Origin of the sequence: Aestuariibacter sp. A3R04, assembly GCF_018860805.1 — a bacterium.
Lineage (GTDB): Bacteria > Pseudomonadota > Gammaproteobacteria > Enterobacterales > Alteromonadaceae > Alteromonas.
Window position 1 is genome coordinate 217277 of sequence record NZ_JAHKQR010000003.1, and the last position, 24405, is coordinate 241681.

Sequence of the window (24405 nt, forward strand, 5' to 3'; positions counted from 1 at the left end):
TTCCTTTTATAAAGGCCTGCTGTGACAGGCCGTTTTAGTGTTTAAACTAGTACGTGCTTGCAGAAACTACCCAGCGAACGGCATCTGCAATAACAAAGTCATTGGTACCTGAATTACTGATAGTGATTACGGGCTCCTCACCTGCTGTAAGTTCGAAGCCATCCAATAACACCCAGTCGCCTCCGCCTTGGCGCTGATCGATATAAAAGGTTTCAACGCCATTGGATGTTGTTACAGAAATCGGTACGTTGTCCGCGCGATCGTTGGTTGAGTTGTAGTAGACATAGGCAATGTAGATTCCGTCTTCAGGCGCTTCCCACGAGTACGAAATACTTAAATCGCCTTTTACTTGTCCTCTATCAGTCAGGTAGTCGTCGCCAATTTTGTCATCAGAAAAACTACTTGCTTGCCAATTTCCAGTCAGTTCAACGGTTGGGTCTTTGTTGTCAATAACAACGCCTCCATCTTGAAAGCGAATGGCATCCGCGATAACAAACCCCGCAGACGAGTCATTGCTGATGGTCACTGCAGCACTACCATCATTGTTAAAGTTATATTGACCAAGACTCACCCAACCTTTTCCTGTTTGCATGTCTACGTCGACAATCTCAGTACCATCGTCGTGGTGAATAGACACTGGCACGTCTGGGGCTCTGTCGTTTCCATCGGCAAAGTAAATGGATACATCCCAAGCGCCGGCATAGGGTAAGTTAGGGCGGAAGGTGACGGATTTACTACCTTTGCCATTTTTGCGATCATGTAAATAGTTTTCGCCGATTCGCTCAGATGAAAAGCTACTTGTAGCCCAATCACCCACAATGTCCGCTGCGGCTACATCCAAGTTGTCAACAATAATTTCTAGCGGCTTCTCATCATCATCAATTTGCATAGTCACAACAGGGCTGCCGACGTAATAGCTGTCGTCTGGTAGCAGCGCTACGGTAACAAACTCATCTGGCTCAACTCTTGCGTCATCCAGTACAGTAACAGTCACCTGAATCGCATCTTCGCCCGGAGCAAATGTTACAGTAGAAGGGCCAGCAATCCAGTCTTCATTGCTACTCGAGTTGCCTGCATACTCCAAATGTACAGTGAGTTCCTGGGTCAGGTCGCCGTCGCGTATTACTTCGACAATACCTGACATACTTGGCTCTGCGAGGTGACTGATTGGGAATACGCCGACCCAGTTTGCTTCCGGATCTGCATCATCTTTTAAAAGCATGCTCGCCCAGCTTTTTTCTCCAACGCGATATGTTGGGTCGATATCTAATTCAAGTGCGATAGTTTCAGCAACTTCGCCGATTTCATCGTCTTTAGGGAGCACTCGAATAATTTGGGTAGCTTGGTTGGCGGCAAAGGCGACTTGTAACGGTATTTCTGCAAAGTCCTCACCCATTTTCGCAGAACTTCGATTGACAAGATGTACTGTTAGAGGAGTAGAGATATCGCCCGTCCTTGTCACTCTAAATAACCCCATCGGACGTCCTTCACATGTACTTCGTTTTGCACCTCGAATATTTTCGCAAATGGTGTCGGTCATGGACGTTATAGTCACTAACGGAGCACTGCTTTGTTCTTCTACCCAATACTCTATTGTCATGGGAGGGAGCGTGACCGAAATAGTCTCTCCGCGTTTTACTTCCAGGTATTGGTCACGGACGTCTACATCATAGCGATGGCCGCTAAATTGTCCTGACGTACCGGAAGTATCAATCTCAAAGGTAAATGGCTGCTCACTGCGGTTTGTAAGTGCAAATACACGTTGCCCTTTAGGCGTCGTCCAGCCCATAATGCGTTGATCTTTGCGCACGGTTTGCTCAGATATATTAAATCTCACGGAATTCCAGGGCATATATCTTAGAAAACCAGCCATGGCATGGTAGTTGGTAGTGAGGTAATCCCAATGGTGGGGTTCAATATTGCCGTATTTATCAAAATTGCTGTCATCACCGGGACGCCAGATACCTAAGCCATAGCCTTCTGATTCACTGTTATAAGAAGGCTTTAGCGCATGTAGCCAATACCACGTAGGCGAATCTACAAATGTCATCCAATTCATGATCGATTGCGCTGTGTTTAACATGCGAAAAACACTGGTTTTACCATCGAGGTATTCGTATTCATTGTTGTATACGGGCTTGCCATGTGCGTCGCTTTTGAAGTAGTCAGCTTGGTTAATTTGCAGGTCAGAGTTTGCGCCGATCCGGTGATGGCTCCAGCCGTCTACCAACTCCAGAATTTCGGGATCATCGTGGAACAATTGCACTCTTGAACTGTGTTGGCCGTGTCCACTATCCGCGTGAATCCATATGTCCGGATTGTAGGCCCGCACAGCTGACGCAGTGGCCTTGTATGCATCGTAGTATCGCTGTCCATCAGATTCATAATAGGCATTTGAATAGCGGTTGTTGTTGGTAAACGGTTCATTTTGTATCGTCCAACGAATCATCGGAATGCCGCCATTTTCGAAGTGTTGGATGTCTGTTACGACGGCTTCAGCGAACGCATCATAATCAATTTCGTTGTCTATGGTGCCGCCGATGTAATCTCCGTTTTCTTTCCAAAAGGGAGTAGGGGACCAATATTCTGCAGACGCCCCCTCCATACCTGAATCCATGATAATTGAACGCAGTTCTTCAAGCTGACCTGGGTACCTTTCTGCCAGATTTTTGTTGTCGTACGTCAACCCTCTGTAATACAACCCCATTGCCACTCTGGCATAGCGAAATCCTTGAAGAAGTTCATTGTTGAGCCTCTCTCGTTCAGACCAAATTAGATCATGTGGTATGCCAGTTTGCTGCTCTGGTAGTCCATTGTTACCCGACCCAATGCTATCGGATTGAATTTCAACGCCGAGTCCCAGAATGGTTTGTCGATGCTCATTTGGCTTGAGTTCATATTCAGCGGCAGCGAGAGCCGCTGGTGACAAAACCAATGCGTACAGGTATCCCGCTGCTTGTTTTCGCAGTGCTATTTTCATCTAGTTATCTCCAACGTAGAGTAGTTAAGGTGAGGCGTAATGCTCTCTTGCTTGCCGAAGCTGCGTTGCATACCTTTGTAACAGCTCGGTGTTTTCAGCAGTTAAGGCGAGATTAGTGAGTTCTGCAGGATCCCTTGAAGCATAAAGTTCAACGAATTCAGGGGTTGAAGGGTTTTCCGCAGAGTAAGTTTCAATATATAGGTAGTCTGCATCCCGAATAGCGAAGAAACTTCTCGGAATCAATTGTGGTGTCGGCGATTCGTAGTATACGTATTCCCGCCATTGACTCGCAGGTTCAGACAATAGTTTGTTAAACGACGCGCCATCTAATCGATAATCCGGAGAAATGCCTGCTAAGTCCAGAATGAAAGGTGCAAGATCAACATTACTTACCAACCCATTATTTTCGCCGACCGGGATATCGGGGCCGCTGACAAATAAGGGTACCTGCATAGACGGCTTATACGCCAACACTTTGCTGGTCAAGCCATGCTCGCCGAGTAACCAACCATTATCTGACATGAAAATTATATAGGTATTTTTATCGAGTCCCTGGCGTTTCAGCGCGTTTAGCAAGCGACCAATTTCTCTGTCCATGTCAGTCACTGCCGCGTAGTAGTCGCGAATATGTGCCTTAAGGTTATCAGGACTTTGATAGCCATAAGTATTCATAGCACGGGTATAGCTGCGAGACTCTCTCAAATAGGGTGGTTTTCCCGTGGCCGTGTGATCCGGAGGGTAGGATAGTGGTAAAGGCATGTCGTCGAGGCGATAACTTGCCAGTGATTGTTCAGTAGCAGGCCAGGAAAACTCATCATCCATATGAGGCACCTGGGTGTTATACCACAAGAAAAAAGGTTTCTGGGTTTCAGATGCTCGAGTTAAGAAATCAATTGAGCGGTCGACAGACCATGTCTCAACGAAGCCGGGATAAATTTTAGCCTTGCCATTTTCAATCACCTCCCGTCCATACCAAGCGCCGTTGGCGTGAAAAATATCAGCACTGGTAAAACCCATATCTTGAGGGCTGTTCCCAACGTGCCATTTTCCGGTAACACCCGTTAAGTAACCCTTGTCCCGAAGGGTCTGTACAAAGGTAGGCAAGCCTTGGTTGATAGGTGTATCACCATAGGTTGTGACGCCGTGTACCGAGGGATAGCGCCCCGTTAATACAGTCGCGCGACTTGGGCTGCAAACTGCAAGTACAGCGTACGCTTTATTAAACAGCAAACTTTGTTTAGCCAACGCATCGAGGTGAGGTGTTTGGAGCAAATTGTTGTTGATCCCCAGTGTATCCTCGCGCAAATCGTCTGCGAAAATGAAAAGGATATTTGGTCTGCCGGAGTCGGCCGTTTCTAACTGAGGTGCATGTGATGCCATGGAGTGTTGCAAGCACCCTTGAAATAAACAAAGTAAGACGCTGAAAGTGATGAGTTTCATGATCTTTCCTCTATCAGAGAAACGTTATTTCTACGAAGGTAGAGCGACAAAAAGGCTGCAAATATGACTAAGGTTAGTGTCAGTACTATCATCTCTGACCGATGTATCTGAGTGAGGAGTGTGAGAACTGCTATAATGGCAGCGCATACCCACAGAGACAGGGTGACAATAAAGAGTGGAAGGTAATTGTCTGCAGTGCCAGCCTCTTGTTCCTCGGCCATTGTCAGATTTTTCCAAGCTTCAGATTGCCAACCTTCTATTCGTCCTTTAAGTTCAAGAAGAGACAAAACTAACAGCGGTGTCACTACGCCAGCATAAATATCCATCATTCTGTCATTTGCCTGGCTCCATGAAGCCAGCGGTGTGAGCAATTCGATTTGAGTCAGCAATCCACCTTCCGCCAGACCAAATTTCAAACAATAACCAATTAGCGCCGCGCTCAGTGCAGTAATCCAAACGGCGGATTGACCAATGTGTTTGCTGAATAAGCCCCAAAGTGCTGGTGCAAACAACGGGCTAATAAACAAACTCATCATACTAAAAACAATATTTTCAGCTCCACCAAGGTAAGGAATAGCGACGGCGAGAACAACGATAAGACAACCGAGAATGGCGGTGAAAATGCGTCCAGCCCAGAGGGCTTCTTTGTCAGTTGCATTAGGTCTTAACCAATGCAGATATAGATTGTCAGTGAGCACACCTGCGAACACGTTTATTTGTGAACTGACCATACTGGCCGTCGCCGAAAACATGGCAGCGGCGACCAAGCCAAGCATGCCTAGCGGCAATAGGCTTTGGCTCATCAGGATATAGGCTTGTTCCGGGTTTGCTGTGGCATCTACACCTCTGAACAACATAGCGGGCAATAGCCAAATTCCGGGGCTGACAATATACAAAGCACCGAACAATAACGCCGATTTTTTTGCATCCTTTTTAGTGGGAACAGACAAAAAGCGCTGCACAAACGCCCACTCAGCACCTAACATAAATAGGTGAATAGCCATCCAACCGACTAAGAAATACCAACTGTAACCCGCAGATGTCCAGTTCAGAAAGTCCTCGGGCACCTTGCTGGCAAACTCATTCAGATCGTTGACGTTCGTCAATGCAAGCCACACGGTAAAAAACACCGAAATTGACAGGACAATGAATTGCAATACATCTGTCATCAGCACTGCCCAAAGGCCACCAATGATGGTGTAAAGTACTATAACGATACCGCAAATCACAATGATGCTGACTACGCTACCAGTGGCTCCGGGCATCAACGGCTGCAAGATTGTAGACAGCGCGTACAATGCGACGGCTGAACCTACAATTCGCACAAACATCAGCATCCAGGTGTAATAGCGCACGGCCAGGGTACCGAACCGTTGTTGGATATATTCCGCTGGTGTCGCAATTGACAGTGTTTTCCACTTAGAAGCGATAAAAAACCCGACTAACAGCGCTGCACAACCACTCGCAATATTTATTGAAATAGCTACGAGACCGTGCTTAAAGGCCATACCGCCCCAAACAACGAAAGTACCAGCGGAGAACAGCGTCATGTAGCTACTAAGGCCTGATACCCACCAGGGTGATTGGCCTCCGGCAGCAAACATATCTTTGAAGGTGTTATTTTTTTTATAAAACACAACAGCTACGCCGAGCATGCCTGCGACGTAAATACCGAACACGAATAAATCATACAGTGTCATGTTGCTACTCCAATGGAGCGTCGTATTGCTTCTACCATTGCTCGAGCGCGAATTTCTACTTGCTCGGCAGAGTCCCCCGGGCGAAATAAAGAGCCGGCCAGACCAACGCCATTGCATCCAGCCTGTAAGTAAGCTTCTACGTTTTCGGCAGATACGCCGCCGACGGCGATGAGTTTGACACTATCGGCGATGACATCCCGAAGCGCCTTAATTCCACTTGGTCCGATACAGTTCACTGGGTAACACTTTAACCACGAAGCTCCAGCGTGAATTGCTTTGAAAGCTTCTGTTGGGGTTTGATAGCCGGGTATGGGTTCAATACCTGCTGAAAGCGCGGCTTCTATGACATCACAGTCAGTATTCGGAGAAACGCAGATCTCCCCGCCAGCTTCGGCCACGTCGATAACTTGGTTGGGGTTTAATACTGTGCCCGCACCAACTACCATCGCTTCGCCAACTGTCTCCTTTAGCATGGCGATACTGTCATACGGCGAGGGAGAATTTAGTGGAACCTCAACAATTTTTACGCCTGCACGTAGTAGTGCTTTGCCAATGCTTGGTATGGATGACGTTTCAGCGCCTCGAATAATGGCGATCATTGGGCATAACCCAAATGCGTTTTTAATACTAGGCATGAATTTCCTCACGACATAAATGTAAAGCTAAGAAGCCTGTAGTCAGTGCATCTTTGCTGCTTATATCCCTGGCCTGATATCCCAGGTGCTTTAAGGCTGTAATGTAGAGTTCACACAGTGCCTGATTACCGATTACTACCACTTCAACGTCGGGAAATTGAGCCATACTATCCGATATTTCATGGCCGATAAGAAGCCCTCTGCAATACGCGCTGCATTGCTCTTTGGTATGTGAACGCAATAGATACTGTACCCTGACACCAAACAACAACCGCGTCAGTCCTCTACCGTTAGCAGCGCCTTGCTCAACTCCCCGAAGAAAACTATCGTCTGGTGTTATTTTTTCGAGTAATAGTGCTTGCAATACACTCTTGCGGGAAAGGCAATCATATAATTCACTGCTCAGCGCTGTGCTGAATTGAGAGATATAGGACCCTGAACAAGTGACCCATTTTGTATGTGTTCCAGGTATACACAATACGCAATCTTGTTGTTGAGTGGCATTGCGTATCAACGAACCAAAAGCTTCTAGCTCTTCCCCGCGCATAACGTCAGGTTGATCAAAGACAGATTGGCATTTAAGTCCTGGCACAAGATAGATGGACTTATCGGCAATTTTCGTTAGCGTCAACGACTCAGCAAGTTCATTTATTCTGGTGGGACACGTTAAATAATCAACGCGTTGCCATCCCAAGTCAGATCCAATCATGCCACTTGCATACCAATGCTCGGATTGCCACCGTTCTGCGAGTTCATGGATAGCGTTGATATAGTCTTCTTTAGTTGCGTGTCCAACACCTACCGGGAATCGCTCCACAGCCAACAAGTAGCCAGATTTATCAAAAGCATAAGCTTGTAACTTACTCGTGCCCCAATCTAGTCCGACAAATTCAGCTTGCATGGTAATGTATCCTCTGAAGATTCAGCAGGCGGCGCTCACTTGGAGAGCCGCCCATAAGCTATGTTAAAAGGTATAGCTAAGCCCCACGGTGAAGCGCACTCCGGTTTCAGCCCAAACCCATTGGGTTTCTTTTGTTCCAACGTATTGATCAACTGGGCTGTTCAGTAAATTGACCGCCTCGAAATCGACGGCAAGCTTCTCACTAATGTTGTAGCGAAATGACGCATCAAGTGAAGCGAAGTCGTCAACGAATATCGCGGCACCACCAGCGCCGATGCCATCCACGTATTCATCGCGCCAGTTATACGCCAAGCGTGCGCTAATCGTTTCGTTTTCGAAATAAGCTACGATGTTGAAATTGTTTTCCGACAATCCGATAAGTGGTAATTCCTTCCCAGTCCTTGAATTCACCAGGTCTGTTGATGAGTCAATATAGCTATAGTTGATCAGTGTTCCAAAACCATCGAAGGGCCCTGGAAGAAAGGTAAATGGCTGTTGATAGCTCAGTTCTAATCCTTGTACTTCTCCACCTGTCCCATTGAATTGACGCTGCACTAAGTACGGCGTGTCTCCAAAACCAGGGAGTACCTCCTGACTGGTTTCCGTGACGATGAAACTGTCCACGTCCTTGAAAAATAAACCTGCGGTAACTGATGTTTGATCTTCGCCGTACCACTCGAGAGAGACATCGAATTGGTTAGCACGAAACGGTTCAAGATTTGGATTTCCTGCCGTTGCTGCATTCTCTTTTGGATCAACATCTAGTGCGACAGCCAAATCCCGGCTACTAGGACGAGCGACGACTTCTGAGTACCCGAACCGCAAAAATAAATCGGGGGTTAATTCCATTTTCAGCATAGCGCTTGGCAAGGCATCGCTGTAGGTATTTTCTATTGATTGGGGAACAAACTCTGTGCCCGAGTCTGCACGCACGGTTGCAACATTGTTTACGGTTGTTTCAGTTTCGGAGTAACGCACACCGACATTACCCGAAAACGGGATTTGGCCCATATCTCCGTAGAAGTTGACTTTGGCATACGCTGAAAAAATGGTATCGTCGACGCTGTAAGACAGGGGGTCACTTAACACAGGGCCAGGGCAGTCGGGTTGGTATTGTTTACAAAATCCCCTTCCTAAGCTTGTATCTGGTGCCAGAAACTCTCCAGGAAAGCTCACATTATTTGCACCTGCCAAAATCCCAGACTGATCTATTGTCAGTGCCAAACCGGTAACGGAAGGATCAGCAGCATTGATGCCTGGTCTGAAAACTTGTTCATAGTAATCTTTGCTGAATGACATATCTGCCCATCTAACACCAAATTCGACTGAATCGAATACATCGCCTCCAATCAGATAATCAAAATCAGCCCGTGCAGAATTTTCCTGATTTTCAAACATAAAGATTCTGTCGAATCCAACGTTGTATACATACAGGCTGGGGTCGAGTACGTTTACATCTGTTGGTAGCTCAAGGCTCGCAAAGTCCCCACCGCGAAAATCAAACTGTACGTCGTAATTTTCTATTGTCTGCGCGCGCAGAAATTGTTGATCCTCTTCTAATTCAGCTTTGCTGTGAGCCAGTTCCAGTTCTAAATCCAAAACATCAGATAGAGAAAACTCCCCGCCTATTGCAAGTTGAGTTGTTTGTGATTCAAATCGGGCGTGCACAGCATTGCCTTGTATCGGCGCTGCCAAGGTCCCGGCAACTAAACTGTCATTTTCAGAAAATATTGCGGTGCCATTGTAGGCGTCTAAACTGCCAGAAGTTGGAACCGATAACCAATCGCGGTCATTTTGGTTATCAGAGTCGGTGTAGAATAACTCAAAATAAAGTTTGGACGAGTTTGATGGAATAAACTCTGTAACCAGGTTTAGTGCCAAATCCTCGCGCTCGTCACGGGATTGCTGATAGCGCAGGTCTGACATGCGATAGGCATCAATACCATCGTTGTTAGGATCGACGCCGGTCATGGGCACCCAACCACCAAAATTCCAGAATTTGTCTTCAGTGGTATTGCGATTACTCCGAACACCACTAAGTTGTACGCCTAGTGTGTCGTTCATAAAGCTGTTACTGACTAAAAATGATAGCTTGCCGGTTGAGTCCTCACCCAGCTCGTCATAAGTGAGATCAATTCCTGCTGCCGCTTGAAAGCCTGGATTGTCTAAAGGCTTTCTTGTTTGTACATCAATTGTACCGCCCAGTGATCCGTCTATTTGGTCAGCGGTAAGTTGTTTAGTAACCACGAGCGCTTTGATTAATTCAGCGGGCAGGAAGCGCAACACATCTTGGTTTCCCCCTCCGGATGTTGAGTCGTCTACTCCACGGCCGTAGGGGCTAACGTAGGTGCGGCCGTTTATTTCAATTCTGTTTTCGCGGATGCCGCGAATGGCTACACTAGAGCCTTCGCCTGCCGTTCTTTGAATCTGGACGCCTGATACCCGTTGCAAAGATTCAGCAACGTTTGTGTCAGGCAACTTGCCGATGTCTTCGGCTACGATAGCATCGATGAAGCGGTTGGAGTCCCGCTTCCGGGCAGCGGCATTCTCGAGGCTACCCCGGATACCTCGGACTTCAATCGTTTCCACGTCCTGCTCAGTTGCTTGATTACTGTCAACAGCCTGCCCATAACTTTCAGTTGCACAACAAAGTAGCAAAGCTGACGTGATGCAATTAATAGTGAAGTTTCTCTTTTTCGTAAATTTCATTGCCTGGTGCTCCATTTGTTTCCAAGTACTGAAGTTGTGAGTGCCAAAGTGCCTCGTTCTCATTGTATTAACAAAGTTATTACACTTGGAACAAAGTTTCAACATGTAAAATCCACATTATGGAAAAAAGTTCCATTTTTTTCAAAATGCGGGCTTTACTGGAAACCAGGTTGGCTTAGATGAATCTAAATATGCGCCCACTATGTCTGTAACCTGATATTGGAGGATCTTTTCTATTTGAGGCTCAACTCCCAGGCCTGGCGATTCAGGGACACGATAGGATCCGTTCTCGATTCGAAGTGGATTGGCGACGATGTCGTCTGCGAGGTAGTGACGTTCCGTATCAATAGATACCGACATATTGGGGATAGAAGCAGCCAGGTGCAGATAAGCAGCCTGAGCAATGCTCATTTCTCCACCGCTATGCAGTGAGAGCGGGATGCCAATTGATTCTGCAACCCCGGCGGCTTTTATTGTTTGCCAGCAACCTCCTGCCTCTTGAGGGTCTAGCAGTATGACGTCAGCGGCCTCCATCCTAATGATGTTTCCAACGTCTTCTAAGGTATAAGCGCTCTCGTCTAATGCAATCGGAACAGACTGGCTTTGTCGCAATTTCGCATGACCAACTAAGTCATCGAGTTGCAGTGGTTGTTCAGCATAAGACAGATCGTAAGCTGATAGTTTTGCTAGCATTCTTTTCGCTGTACCAGGTGTCCATGCACCATTAATATCAACACGCAGTTCGTTATTACCGATCACATTTCTAACTGCTTCAGTTACTTCAACATCTGCGCGTTCACTAAATCCAATTTTAGCCTTAAAGGACGTATAGCCAAGGTCGAGAAAGTACTTTGCTTTCTCTGCTACGGCGACAGGGTCGGGGAGGAACAGATAAGCTGACGCGTGTATTTCTTTGCGCCATGCACCGCCCCACAATTTATATAATGGCTGATGGGTTATTTTCCCCAATGCGTCCCACATGGCCATTTCCATTGCTGACATTGCCATAACAGCAGCGCGCTTGTGGTGATAATAGCCAGCGCCTAGCACATGTCGGGTGAAGCGTTCAATATCTGAAACCGGATACCCTATCGCAAGGGGAGCGACGACTTTTTCAAATACGGCTTGCACTGTATCTATGAGGCAGATCGATTCCCCCCATCCAATGGTTCCATCTTCCGTTACTATTCGAACAATGAGTCGTGTTGTACCAATCCTACGGCCTGAAGCCCATAGTATTTCTTCGTTAAATGGCATGCGAATGAGCCAGTGTTTTACTTCAGTTATTATCATTTTCATTTATTCCTTTTGGTGAGTTTTCACTCAGCATAAAATAAAATGGAAATTATTTCCAACATGTGGAATACTTTTGTTAAATATATTGTCATCCACTTGTGTACCTGGAGCAATCTGCGATAATGGAACAATTAAAGGTGATTAACGGTAGTAAACTCATGAATAATGAGCGCGAAGCTTGGGGTAAAGTTCTGGCAAACAGCGATGAAGAGGAAAACAGCAAAGTTCCAATTCCGGGAACGCAAGCTTTGTGGAAAGGGCTCACTATTCTCAAACTGATATCAGAATCTCCCAAAGAGTTAAGATTCAGCGATTTGATGGATGTATCAGGGCTGCCTAAAGGAACACTTCATAGAATCTTACAGGCGTTAGTGGAATTTCGGTTGCTGAGATATGATCAGAACGAACAAACTTATAAGCTCGGCACGCGGTTGTTCGAGATGGCGCACAAGGTGTGGAGCGGTTTTGATCTGCGCGGTGCTGCCGACCCTGAACTTCAGCGTTTGCAGCGATTGTCAGTTGAAACGTCGCGGCTGGGCATCATTGATGACGGTGGTGTACTTATTATAGACCAAAAGGAGTCGCCCAATCCTTTGCGGCTTGAATTAGGCGTGGGAAAGAAAGTGCAATTGCATGCCAGCGCGATGGGTAAAGCGATTTTGGCTCATTTACCACCCACTGAATTAGCTGAAACCCTCAGTACATTAGAACTGACCCGTTTTTCTGCGAACACCATTACTAACTTCAGCGAGTTTACTCGACATCTTGACCTGGTGAAAGCCAGAGGTTATGCCATTTCCGTTGAAGAACAGTTTCTGGGAGTGAGTTCTGTATCTGCACCAATCCTGGACTATTATGGAAAGCCAATTGGTGCTGTTTCAATCGTGGGGGGCAGCTACAGTCTCTCCATTGAGCGTCTGCACAGTTTAGGTCGTGAAGTTATCGAGTCCGCTCGCCGTATTGCCGGAAATGTAGGCGAGAGCTATATGTCCATTGCCAATAAACGGCGACCGTCCATTACCGGGTCGAATCGCTGGGATTGTGTTGTATCGTGTGATGCTTTTCTCGGTGAAGGTCCACATTGGAATGAGGAAAAGCAACATCTTGAGTGGGTCGATATCCTCGAACCGTCTGTGCATGTCTCGCTCCCAGAAATAGGGCAAGATAGCAGCTTTCATGTACCTGAAATTATCGGAGCGATCGTTCCACGTCGACGAGGTGGTCATGTCGCTGTAACACAATTAGGCTATCGAGCGGTAGATCTTGCAAAAGGAGAGATGTCAACATTAGCAACGCCTGATGATATGGATGGTTGTCGCTTCAACGATGGCAAATGCGATCCTAAAGGCCGGTTTTGGGCAGGAACACTTGCGTTAGATGCCGCTCCCAACAAAGGTGGCCTGTATTGCCTGGAGCCTAGTGGAAAATTGCGAAAGGTGCTGTCGAATCTCCACATCTCCAATGGTTTGGGATGGAATGCAGATGCATCCAAGATGTATTTAGCCGACTCAGGTAAGCGCGAAATATATCAGTTTGACTATGACCTGGCCGCGGGTAGCTTATCGAATAAGAAACTGTTTGCTAAATTGAGCGAAGAAGATGGGTCTCCTGATGGCATGGCTATCGATGCGGAAGGTGGTGTCTGGTGTGCAATTTGGGATGGTTGGAAAGTCATCCGTTTTGACGCAGATGGCATCATTGACCGCGTAATTGATCTACCTGTGCCCAGGCCCACTAGTTGTGCTTTTGGAGGTAAGGATCTAAAAACACTTTACGTTACATCAGCAAGAATCCGTTTGTCCGCTGAAATGTTAGCGGAAGCGCCACTGTCAGGCTCTGTATTCGCGTTGGATGTTGGCGTTAGTGGCGTACCCGTATCGACCTTTGCAGGGTAAGGAGCAGTTAACTATGGACGTAACCTATACAGATCTGGCTAACAAAACCGTTTTGATTTCTGGCGGTGCTGGCGGAATAGGAGCGGCAACAGTGCTGCGCTTTTGCCAACAAGGCGCGAAAGTCGCTTTTGTTGACATTAGTCTGGCTGGGTGCCAGGCGACCGTTGACTATGTTTCTGATAAAACCGGCATTGTGCCACTTTTTGAAGTGTGTGATCTGCGTGATATTCCAGCCACACGCCAAGCGGTAAATAAACTGAATGAAAAAGTGAATTCATTTGATGTACTAGTTAATAATGCCGGGCATGATGAGGCGCATAATTTTGAGCAAGTTACACCAGAATACTTTGATGATCGAGTCAGTGTAAACTTGAGGCACCAGTATTTTTTAGCGCAGCAACTTGCTGTATCCATGCGTGAAAAAGGTAGCGGAAGTATCATCAATCTAGGTTCGATTTCCTGGATGCTCGGGGTTGAGGGGGTTTCGATATACACGACGTTAAAATCTGCCGTTGTTGGGCTGACGAAATCGCTAGCGAGGGAGCTAGGGCACAACAATATCAGGGTGAATTCTATTGCACCGGGATGGGTATTAACAGAGCGACAACTAGAAAAAGCGCGTCAATACCCTGAAAAGCTTGATGCCTACTTGCAACGCCAGTGTATTAAGGAGCATCTCAACCCGGACGATATTGCTCGCTTGTGTCTATGGCTAGCTTCCGAACAAAGCGCCCGTCTTACCGGGCAAACCATAATCTATGATGGAGGTGTAGTGTAAGTTGATATTAAATGTGTTTTTCAACGCCTTTAACCTGCGATAGCGGTTTTATTAACTGCACTTTTGGGGCTATTTTTAGCATAGTAATCACTTCGAATTTGCCATGGCCCCTGATGTCTTCTCGTTTTGCTACTTCTCTCTGGACGCAAAACATACTGTTCAGTGTCTCATCTACAACCTGACACCTTGTCCGTATCAGAATCTGACCCAATGATTTCAGGTGTATTATTGGTATTTACTAACTTATTTTTATATTGAATTTGTTACTTTTTAACATTAAGATGGATTTATCTGTTCCGGATATTTAGTGAGGCATACAAGAAATGCTCAACCTTCCTGTCAAAGTTGAACCAAATGACATTGTTGAAAAAGGTACGGGATGTCCGGAGACATATCAGTCTTCTGGTTGGAATTTACTGGCTGAGGACATTAGTTTTCCAGCAGCAGTGATTCACGCCAGAGCCTTAGAAAACAATGCCCGCTGGATGCAGACCTTTAGTGAAAAGGCCAAGGTAAAGTTGGCCCCTCACGGTAAGACAACTATGTCCCCAGAGCTATTCCACCTCCAAATGCAACAGGGATGCTGGGGAATGAGTTTAGCGACAGTGCCACAAGTGGTAACTGCATACCACAGCGGCATAAAACGCATCATCTTAGCCAACCAGCTTGTTGGTCGTCGCCACTATGAAATCATCGCCGACCTGTTAAAAAAAGGGGGGCTGGAATTTTATTGTTTTGTTGACTCCATTGAGAATGCTAAGAGTTTAGGAGCGTTTTTTTCAGCGAAAAATATCAGGTTGAACATACTTCTTGAAATTGGTGTTGTGGGAGGGCGCTGTGGTTGGCGTGATACTCATAATATTATGAAACTGTGTGATGTGATCAACCAGTATGATGCTTTACAGCTTTGTGGAATTAGTTTTTACGAAGGAGTGATCCATGGTGAGAATGCTGAGCGCGAAATTATAGCTTTTGTGAAACTCATCACTCGGTTATGCGAGCACTTGTATGAAAAGCGTGTTTTTTCGACGGATGACATTATTGTCACCGGAGCCGGCTCTGCCTGGTATGATCTGGTTTCTCAACATCTGCATTCACATTATCGTCAGATTGAATTTACCCCCATTATTCGACCGGGATGTTACCTGATCCACGATACTGGTATTTATCAGGATGCGCAACGTGCAGTGCTAGAGCGCAGCGAGTTAGCCTGTCAGTTAAGCTTGGAGGAAGCTGGTCAACTTGAATCTAGTTTGTCCTTGTGGGCTTATGTGCAATCTGTGCCAGAGCCTGGCTTAGTGATCGTTGGTATGGGAAAGCGCGACGTGGCATTTGACGCGGGTTTACCAACACCTGAGTTACATTTCAGACCTGGCATGCCCGCACCGGTAAAAAGTGCTGCGGAATGGAAAGTGACAAAAATCATGGACCAACATTGCATGATGTCCACCTCTGCAGAGGCCGATTTGAAGCCCGGTGATCTACTGAGTTTCTCAACCTCTCACCCCTGTCTAACGATGGATAAATGGCGATTTATTGGGGTGATGGATGACAACTATATGATTAGACAACACATAACCACTTACTTTTAAATTATAAGGTTACCAATACAGTGGATATCGTTTCAGCAATCAAACAACGTTTAACTCATTTACGCCCCTCTGAACGGAAAGTGGCCAAAACAATATTGGCCGATATTAACTTCGCAGCCAAAGCCTCTATTAGTGAACTAGCCGATAAAGCAAGCACCAGCCATGCAAGTATCACACGTTTAGCCAAGGCGTTAGATTGTAAAAATGTTAGAGATCTTAAGATCAAGCTGGCTCAATCAGCTGCTGTAGGAGAGAGGTTTACTAACACTCAGCCTGTTGAGAAGAAAGATATTTCGGCTATATACCAAGGCATACAGGATATTCTTGCGATCAACAGTGGCCTGATTACTGATGAGGTTGTGCAACAGGCCAGTCAGATCGTAACAGCGGCGGGACACATCCTAATATTTGGTGTGGGTGGCGGTAGTACAGCTATGGCGCAAGAGTGCCATTACCGTCTATTTCGATTGAATATCAAGAGTAACGCCTATTCCGACCCCATGTTAATGAGAATGACGGCAGCCACGGTAGATATTAAGGATGTAGTCATTTGCTTGTCATTGGGCGGTGTTAGTCCGGATGTACAAGCTTCTGCGCATATCGCCCAAGAATATGGGGCAAAGGTGGTAGCAATATGTCCGGCCGGACCACTAGCTGACTTGGCTGATGTGCATTTGCCAATTGCGACACATGAGCTCGATTACATTTATACTCCTAGCGCTTCACGTTACGTGATGCTAGCGGCCATTGATATGCTAAGTAGTGAATTAGCCGTAAAGCATCAGCGCAGATCTCGAGAAAAACTAAGACGCCTAAAGGTCCATTTAGATGAGCATCGTCATATGGATGGACGTATGCCTTTGGGGGATTAGCATGACATCAATACAGAGTAATAACTGTGACACGTTGATATTAAATGCCACCGTTTTCGATGGCAGTGGTGCAGATGGCAAAGTGCAGGATGTCGCTATCAAAGAAGATAAAATCATTGCGATAGGTAAACTCAAAACTTTCAGCGCTGATCAGTGTGTTGACGCAACTGGGCTAGTGTTAGCACCGGGTTTTATCGACGTGCATACTCATGATGATCTTGAAGTGTTTAGAAATCCCGATATGTTAGCCAAAATTAGCCAAGGTATTACCACGGTAGTTGTCGGGAACTGTGGTATCAGCGCTTACCCTTATACCACTCATACCGCTCCACCTGATCCGATTAATTTATTAGGTCAGGAAACAGAGTTTTCATTTTCAACTTTAGCCGTTTATATCCACCAGCTTAACGCTACACCCTCCGCGGTGAATGTAGTGGCTTTAGTTGGGCATACCACCTTAAGAGCACAGGTGATGGCAGATCTTAATCGTCCTGCTACGCCTGAAGAAATAACGGCTATGACGAAATTACTGCGTTTAGCGTTACAACAAGGCGCAAAAGGTCTCAGTTCAGGTCTGGCTTATAAAAATGCCAATCGGGCCCCCACGAGCGAAGTACTCGCTTTATCAGAAGAATTGGCAGAATTCGACGCAATTTATACTACGCACTTACGCACGGAATTTGATGGCATACTTGATGCGCTGGACGAAGCTTTTTTCATTGGTAAAAAAGCCAACAGTCCGGTGGTGATATCACATCTGAAGTGTGCTGGTAAGAACAACTGGGGAAGAGCAAGGGAAGTGATCCGGCATGTTGAGCAAGCTCAGCATTCACAAGAAGTGGCCTGTGACTGCTATCCCTACCATGCTAGTTCCAGTACTCTGGATTTATCGCAGGTTACGAAAGATTTTGAGATATTTATTACCTGGTCTGATCCTCATCCAGAGGCCGCAGGCCAAACGCTGGCAGAGATTGCCAACCACTGGCAGCTGTCACTGTATGACGCCGCTTTAAAACTGCAACCTGCGGGGGCGGTCTATCACGGTATGGACGAAAAAGATGTTCAGGCCATTTTATCATTCCCATCAAGCATGATTGGTTCTGATGGCTTGCCGTGTGATCCCCATCCTCACCCACGACTATGGGGCTCATTTCCCCGGGTATTGGGGCATTATAGCCGAGACTTACAACTGTTCCCGTTGGCTCAAGCTATTCATAAAATGACAGGGCTGTCAGCCGACACGTTTAAGCTTGGCCACCGCGGTTTTATTAAAACCGATTATTTTGCCGACTTGGTTCTGTTTGACCCCTTAACCATTAAAGATGTAGCAGATTTTTCATCGCCTTTTGAAATCTCGCAGGGCATTCATGCTGTGTGGGTTAACGGTCAATTAAGCTATCAAATAGATAAGAACACAATTCAGCCCACTAGAGCGGGGCGATTTTTAGCACATAATTCAGCAGGAGATGCAAAATGACAATCAAACGATACGGCATTGAGGGCGGCACAGGTACAGGTGGCCAACATTTGCCTTTTTCAAGAGCAGTTGAAGCCGGTGGCTGGTTAAAGGTATCAGGGCAAACTCCCATGAGAAATGGCGAAGTCGTCGAGGGCGGGATTGTTGAACAATCTCATATTGCCATCGAGAATTGCTTAGAAATCATGAAAGAAGCGGGCTATGGTTTAGAGCATGTAGTGCATGTCACCGTAGTACTCACTGACGCAAGATATTTTCAATCATTTAATAACGTCTTCAAAGAAATTTTTGGTCAACATCCTCCTGCGCGTATTTGTGCGGTGGCTGACCTGGTGGTGGACTGCAAAGTTGAGGTGGATGTCACTTGCTATAAAGCGCAATGATAGCGGCAAGCACATAGTGTCTGCGTAGGAGTCTGAGATGGAAAGTGTGTTTGTTTTCGCCTTTATTGCATATATGTGTGCGATGATTGCCGTCGGTTTTTTGGTTTCCCGGCATCAAAAGTCGGGAGAAGACTTTCTGCTCGGTGGACGCAGTTTACCACTGCTACTTACCTTGGGAACAACAGTTGCGACTATGGTTGGTACTGGCTCGTCGATGGGCGCTGTGGGCTTTGCATATTTAAATGGCTGGGCCGGCACCCTATATGGTGTTGGAGGAGCCGTCGGGGTATTGTTGCTCGCTTGGTTGTTTGCGCCTGTGCGTCAGTTAAAGTTTATGACGATGAGTGAGGAATTGTCCTATTATGTGGGCGCCCACCCCCTCATTAAAAACCTGGTTGCCTGCATTATATATGTGGCCAGTATTGGTTGGTTAGGGGCTCATATTTTGGGCGGGGGCATGTACTTATCTTGGTTGACTGGATTGGATACTACAACAGCTAAGTTACTGATTGCCCTTAGCTTTACTATATATGTGGTGATCGGCGGCTATACCGCTGTAGTTTGGACCGATTCTATTCAAGCCATACTGTTGTTTGCAGGTTTTATTTTGATGGCTATTTTCTCTGTGCAATATGTGGGTGGGTGGGACGCAATGCTTGCCAATCAGCCCAGGGAAAATGTCACCTGGTTCGCCGTGGATAAAATCGGGTTTTTACCTGCCATCTCATTGAGTTTGGCTGTATTGGTAGGCATTTTAGCCACACCTTCTTTTCGTCAACGGATATACTCCGGTAAGAATGTGAAATCTGTTCGCCAATCTTTTATATATTCTGGCATTATCTACTTAGCCTTTTCTAGCATTCCCGCCATAATAGGTATGAGTGCCTATGCGATGACAGAAAGTTTAGAGAACTCAGCGTTTGCCTTTCCACATATTGCTTTGAACGTGATGCCAATGGCCTTAGGCGTTTTTATCATTATTGCTGGTATCTCAGCGACCTTATCCAGTGCAAGCTCTGATGCTATTGCTGGTGTGAGCGTGATCATGAGAGACCTGTATCGCTTAGCTACGGGTAATATGCCGCCACCAAGTAAAGTAGTTTTACTGTCCAGAGTAAGCCTGGTCTTAACCATCGGTGCTGCGCTTGGTTTCGCCTTGTTATCTAACGATATTATTAGTTACATCACTAAAATGATCGCCATTTTGATGTCAGGGATGTGTGTGTGCGGTTTGCTGGGGCGATTTTGGCCCAGATACAACTGGCAAGGTGCTGCCGCAACGTTATTTACTGGTATGCTAAGCGCTTTGGCAATTACGCTTAATAACGACTGGAATACTTTTTGGGGTAACCCTGTTATTCCCTCGGTCGTATGCGCTACCTTTGCCGGTATATTGATAAGCCTGTGTACGGGAAAATCACGATTGGATAGCGAACATGCATTAGCAATATTAGCCGCGGAAAGAGCTGAAATGGAAGAAAGTAGGTGAGTGGATTCTGCGCATGAAAACTAAGATATTGTTGATAGCTACCTGATTGCAGAGCGGCCCAGTAAGCTGTCGGGCAGACTTCATTGCGTCTCATCTCATATTATATATCTGGCTTTCGATCTTATGTTCAATACAGAGAACAATAGTGTATTCACTAATATGCATTCCACACAAAATATGAACCGGTTCATATTTTGTGTGGAATGCATATGGTTTTAAATATTAATTTACACAAGAGGTTGTTGTTTTTTAATAAAAACTTTATTTTTAAAGAAACTGAAATAATTTGGTAAACCGGTTCATTTATTGTGGGTTGAAGTATTCATAAATTGATGAGGAAGTACATGAGAACTCACTTTTACCGTTTGATTATAAAAAATTACAAAATGGTGTTTGTTATAGGTATCGTTTCGTTTCTTCAGGCTTGTAATAGCAGCGGGAGTAATGACAAAGCCAATCCAGAACCAATACCTCCAACCCCTGCAGAGCCGACAGTATCAATTCCCGCCAACTGTAACTCCATTTTGGCTGAAACCGTTGTAGATACTGATTGGGAAGTTGATGGGTATACATTGTATGAATTTGAATCAGCTTTCGATGAAACGCTGGAATCCGGATTTGTCGTTGGTAACGCGCCGACATTGTATGGAGATGGAGAGAATGAAGACTTTGTACTTGAGCCAGCGAGTAACAGGCAATATGTATTAATGAACGGTAACTCTGGCAAAGTATATATCCACAATATAACTATCCCTGAAGATGGTGTGTACGAATTAAAAATATTCGCTAATACACAGCTTGGCTACAAGAAGCAACATATCTTCCTATATGAAGATAGCCAGTTAGATCGTACTAACTTGGAATCTGATCAACATGAAAACGCCGCCTTTTCACATTGGGGATATGAGTTTTTTGAGCATAAAGACAACCAATGGCATGAGTTTGTGCTACGTCCAGAGTTAGTTGCTGGAACATACACTATGGAACTCAGGCTATCATGGGGATTTACAATATTTGATCGGATTGAAATTAGTTCTGCTCCAATTCGTTTTGCATCTCAGTATGCTATCACTCAAGGCGTCCACTATGTCAGCGAGGAAAATGATATATCAGCGCCTCTTCGTCTGAATACGAATAAATTGGTTGATGTGACTATTGATGGTATGACTGCAAGCTATGCACTGAGCGAGACCTGCGATGAGTTAACATTGACAGCCGATGGGCTGTCAGAGTTAGAGCCCGGTACACACCAAGCACAAGTAAATTTTGACTACTTAGAACCAACGACATTTGAAATCAAGGTAGTAGAAGGGGATTTAACGGGGACCGCCGGAGACAGGTATGAAGCTGAAGATGTAACCCTGGGTGAGTTAATGCAAGTGCGTAGTCATGGCGATAGCGAATGGGATCGCTTCGATGATGTCAGTAGCAACAGCGGCTACGTCACCATGGAAAATACCGGATCAATGCTTTTTTACGTGAATGTTAAAGAAGCGGGGTTGTACAACATGAGTTTCCGCTATAGAACTGGAGCAAGTGACAAAGTACAGGACATTAAGATAAACGGTGAATTTGCACTTCCTGGTGCTGGTTTTAGGGCCTCTCGTACTTATTGGGAAACAGCAACTTTTCCTGTTCAATTAAAAGAAGGTAGTAATACAGTTGAGATAATCAAAAGTTGGGGTTTCCAGGATTTTGACTACTTCGATGTTTCAAAAGTACCCGCGAAAATGTCTGCTAAAGTGGGTCCTAAGCAGCAAAATTTTTATCTGGACCATCAGAAACAAATTTCCATCAAAATTGATCCCTACGGCAATGAGCTAGACTCAGTTATACTATCAGCGACAAACGAAGAGACTGATTTTGAAGCTATAGCCGTTAACTATGAAGTTGAAGAGTATAAAGACGATATTGAGGGCCGCTATACAAGTGTGATAGTGGGCGGTTTCTTCGCTCATCTAGACAGTCAACAACTCGCTTCACTACCTCCAGGAAACTATGAACTTACTTGGACATTCACCAGTGGTGACGTGAAAACAACGCAACTTAACATTGTTCCCCCAGACGCCGATTTTGACAACGATTTTGTCGTTATTTTCTTCGATTCCAGCCATGGAAATGCTGCGTTATTCTTGTTGCCTGATGGTAAATCCCTGGTGGTAGACCTGGGTCAATGGTGGGTCAATCTAGACCGAGTCATTCCTTTCCTTAAAGCCAATAATATTGAGCCAGACTATCTATGGCTGACCCATCCTCACGGTGACCACATTGGCGGTACCTATCGCCGCCAAGTATACGACGGCTTTATTTCTGAGGGACATGAAGCATTTGTTAACGCTTTTCCGAATGTCATCGTTCAACGATCAATGCATGAAGAAGACGGTGGCGATCGTGAATTCTTCAGGAGTGGTAGAGAGTTTGATTTAGGTGGGACCAGTGTAAAAATCTTGAATACTTTTGGTGACTCGTGCAGCGAGGACGCGATTGCTGTCAATTCTTGTGATTTAAATGCCAACTCACTGGCTTTTAGCATGGAATACTCTGGGTTCAGAGTGCAGTTTCAAGGCGATATATACGCGCACAATCAAGATAGAATCTTGAAAGAATACGGCACTGACACAATTACAGGCGAGTTGTTCTATGGAAATCATCACTGGCACGGTTCAATCAATCCTGAATACGTTAAAAAGTCAGATCCTGCTTTAATTTTTGTCCCTGCCAGTGAAGTAGTATATGCAAGAGGTGCCTTTACTCAGGATGCCATGGAAGCTGTAAATTATTTACGTCGCCACGGAAGTCAGTACAAGGAAATGTTAATGAGCTTTGACATAGGGCACCTTATCGTTCGCGTTAGCACCGATGAAGAAGGGCAGCCAGTTTGGACATATGAAACGATGAAAAATCTGGGTATTCCGGACGTTGGTGATACTCACTATCCTGATTACTCGGACGAACAAAAAGCAGAGCTTCATGAGCTTATCCGCTTGCCATATTTGGAAAAGTGGCGCAGCAATCCAGATTAGTCCCCCTTTGTATTTACCGATTTTTATCCGACCACACCTGGTGTGGTCCGTGTCTGTTTTAGAGTTCATTAGTTATGCAGAAGCTTTTATTCGTTTTACTACCATTGCTTGTATTTACTTTGCCTTGTGCGGAAGCTCACAATTTTGGGGAGGGTGGCCACCTAATTGTTAACATAGCACCGGATGGGGCGGCTGAAATGCAGTTTGACCTGACTACCGGTGAACTGAATAAACACTTCAAGATCGATAGCGACGAAGATGGAAAGTTATCAATTGAAGAAGAGCAAGCGTACCCTCATGGAGAATTAATCCGCTATATCTCAGACAACTTACTTATCAATATTGATGAAAGGGAATGTAGTTTCAGCATTGTTAACCATCGATTCATGCTTCATGGCAATGGAAATTATGTCCGTTTTCTAATCTCCCATGATTGTCCCGTACCAAGGTATTCAATCGGCGCTGAATACAACCTGCTTTTTGAAGACAACCCCAAACACATGGGTTCTTTGCATCTCACAAGAGACAACGCAATGGTGCAGGTGCGTTTTTTTGAAGATCAAAGAAACCAATCAATCGTGTTGCAAAAAGTTACTTTAGCAAACACCATAGTTGAGTTTACTGTCGAGGGTATTTGGCATATCTGGATTGGAATCGATCACATCTTATTTCTAGTTTGTTTGATTCTTCCCGCAGTTTTGATACTTAAGAAAAACCGCTGGATCGAGCGTGAATCGTTGACGGAAGTTGTCAGAGAATCGCTCAAAATAGTCACCGCTTTTACAGTCGCTCACAGTATCACACTTGTTAGCGCAACCTTGGGATGGGTAGAAATGCCACCGCCAAGAGTTACCGAATCAGTGATCGCGTTGTCCGTCTTAGTTGTAGCACTTAATTGTATTTTCCCAAAAATGGACAAGAGCCTTTGGATGCTTACTTTTGCATTTGGGTTAATTCATGGCTTTGGTTTTGCCAACGTTTTACTTGAGCTTTCCATGCCGCCAAATGCAACCTTTGTCGCGTTATTATCATTTAACGCCGGAGTTGAGATAGGGCAAATCATCATCGTATCTGCCACCCTCCCGTTACTTTTTACTCTGCGCAAACAGGCATTTTATCAACCCGTGGTATTAAAAGGCGGTGCATTAATAGTATCAATTGTCGCGATAGCTTGGTTAATTGAACGCGCATTTGACGTAGAAATTTTGTCTTTTATCTGACGAGAAAAACAAACA

16 protein-coding genes are annotated in these 24405 nt (G+C 45.5%); 9 read left to right on the forward strand and 7 right to left on the reverse strand.

Translation table 11 applies throughout. The features are described from left to right. Nucleotides 1–46: 46 nt before the first annotated feature. The 7 genes from KO518_RS05830 to KO518_RS05860 form a co-directional block, all read right to left on the reverse strand. Nucleotides 47–2980 carry a Calx-beta domain-containing protein gene (locus KO518_RS05830; RefSeq protein ID WP_216024895.1) on the reverse strand — a complete coding sequence of 978 codons (2934 nt, stop codon included), beginning with the start codon at nucleotides 2978–2980 and terminating at the stop codon, nucleotides 47–49. A gap of 24 nt (nucleotides 2981–3004) precedes the next feature. Next, entirely contained in the window at nucleotides 3005–4420 is a 1416-nt protein-coding gene (locus KO518_RS05835) for a sulfatase-like hydrolase/transferase (protein ID WP_216024896.1), read from the reverse strand. Continuing rightward, the gene (locus KO518_RS05840) at nucleotides 4417–6120 is read right to left on the reverse strand and encodes a hypothetical protein (protein WP_216024897.1); all 1704 of its coding nucleotides are present in this window, start codon (nucleotides 6118–6120) and stop codon (nucleotides 4417–4419) included. Before KO518_RS05840 ends, KO518_RS05835 begins: the two co-directional genes overlap by 4 nt. Continuing rightward, nucleotides 6117–6755, reverse strand: a complete 639-nt coding sequence (locus KO518_RS05845; protein WP_216024898.1) for a 2-dehydro-3-deoxy-6-phosphogalactonate aldolase — start codon at nucleotides 6753–6755, stop codon at nucleotides 6117–6119. The genes KO518_RS05840 and KO518_RS05845 overlap by 4 nt, the downstream gene beginning before the upstream one ends. Beyond that, nucleotides 6748–7656: a 2-dehydro-3-deoxygalactonokinase gene (locus KO518_RS05850; RefSeq protein ID WP_216024899.1), complete on the reverse strand. Its 909-nt coding sequence runs from the start codon at nucleotides 7654–7656 to the stop codon at nucleotides 6748–6750. Before KO518_RS05850 ends, KO518_RS05845 begins: the two co-directional genes overlap by 8 nt. A 63-nt stretch (nucleotides 7657–7719) precedes the next feature. Further along, nucleotides 7720–10365, reverse strand: a complete 2646-nt coding sequence (locus KO518_RS05855) for a TonB-dependent receptor (RefSeq protein WP_216024900.1) — start codon at nucleotides 10363–10365, stop codon at nucleotides 7720–7722. A 141-nt stretch (nucleotides 10366–10506) separates the two neighbouring features. Continuing rightward, a complete protein-coding gene (locus tag KO518_RS05860; RefSeq protein WP_216024901.1) occupies nucleotides 10507–11664 on the reverse strand; it encodes a mandelate racemase/muconate lactonizing enzyme family protein in 1158 nt (385 codons plus the stop codon). A 119-nt stretch (nucleotides 11665–11783) separates the two neighbouring features. Between KO518_RS05860 and KO518_RS05865 the strand changes: the two genes are divergently transcribed. The 9 genes from KO518_RS05865 (at nucleotide 11784) to KO518_RS05905 (ending at nucleotide 24390) form a co-directional block, all read left to right on the forward strand. Continuing rightward, the gene (locus tag KO518_RS05865) at nucleotides 11784–13556 is read left to right on the forward strand and encodes an SMP-30/gluconolactonase/LRE family protein (RefSeq protein WP_216024902.1); all 1773 of its coding nucleotides are present in this window, start codon (nucleotides 11784–11786) and stop codon (nucleotides 13554–13556) included. Between the two features lie 13 nt (nucleotides 13557–13569). Continuing rightward, on the forward strand, nucleotides 13570–14334 hold the full coding sequence (locus tag KO518_RS05870; protein WP_216024903.1) for an SDR family NAD(P)-dependent oxidoreductase: 765 nt from the start codon (nucleotides 13570–13572) through the stop codon (nucleotides 14332–14334). A 323-nt stretch (nucleotides 14335–14657) separates the two neighbouring features. Continuing rightward, on the forward strand, nucleotides 14658–15926 hold the full coding sequence (locus tag KO518_RS05875) for an amino acid deaminase (protein ID WP_216024904.1): 1269 nt from the start codon (nucleotides 14658–14660) through the stop codon (nucleotides 15924–15926). Nucleotides 15927–15946: 20 nt separating this feature from the next. Beyond that, nucleotides 15947–16798: a MurR/RpiR family transcriptional regulator gene (locus KO518_RS20195; protein ID WP_216024905.1), complete on the forward strand. Its 852-nt coding sequence runs from the start codon at nucleotides 15947–15949 to the stop codon at nucleotides 16796–16798. 1 nt (nucleotide 16799) lies between these two features. Then, entirely contained in the window at nucleotides 16800–18275 is a 1476-nt protein-coding gene (locus KO518_RS05885) for an amidohydrolase family protein (RefSeq protein ID WP_216024906.1), read from the forward strand. Then, nucleotides 18272–18658: a RidA family protein gene (locus KO518_RS05890; RefSeq protein WP_216024907.1), complete on the forward strand. Its 387-nt coding sequence runs from the start codon at nucleotides 18272–18274 to the stop codon at nucleotides 18656–18658. Before KO518_RS05885 ends, KO518_RS05890 begins: the two co-directional genes overlap by 4 nt. 37 nt (nucleotides 18659–18695) lie before the next feature. After that, the gene (locus KO518_RS05895) at nucleotides 18696–20147 is read left to right on the forward strand and encodes a sodium:solute symporter family protein (RefSeq protein WP_216024908.1); all 1452 of its coding nucleotides are present in this window, start codon (nucleotides 18696–18698) and stop codon (nucleotides 20145–20147) included. A 344-nt stretch (nucleotides 20148–20491) separates the two neighbouring features. After that, nucleotides 20492–23170, forward strand: coding sequence for a CBM35 domain-containing protein (locus KO518_RS05900; protein ID WP_216024909.1), 2679 nt, complete (start codon nucleotides 20492–20494; stop codon nucleotides 23168–23170). Nucleotides 23171–23244: 74 nt separating this feature from the next. Next, a complete protein-coding gene (locus tag KO518_RS05905; protein ID WP_216024910.1) occupies nucleotides 23245–24390 on the forward strand; it encodes a HupE/UreJ family protein in 1146 nt (381 codons plus the stop codon). The last annotated feature ends 15 nt before the right edge of the window (nucleotides 24391–24405 follow it).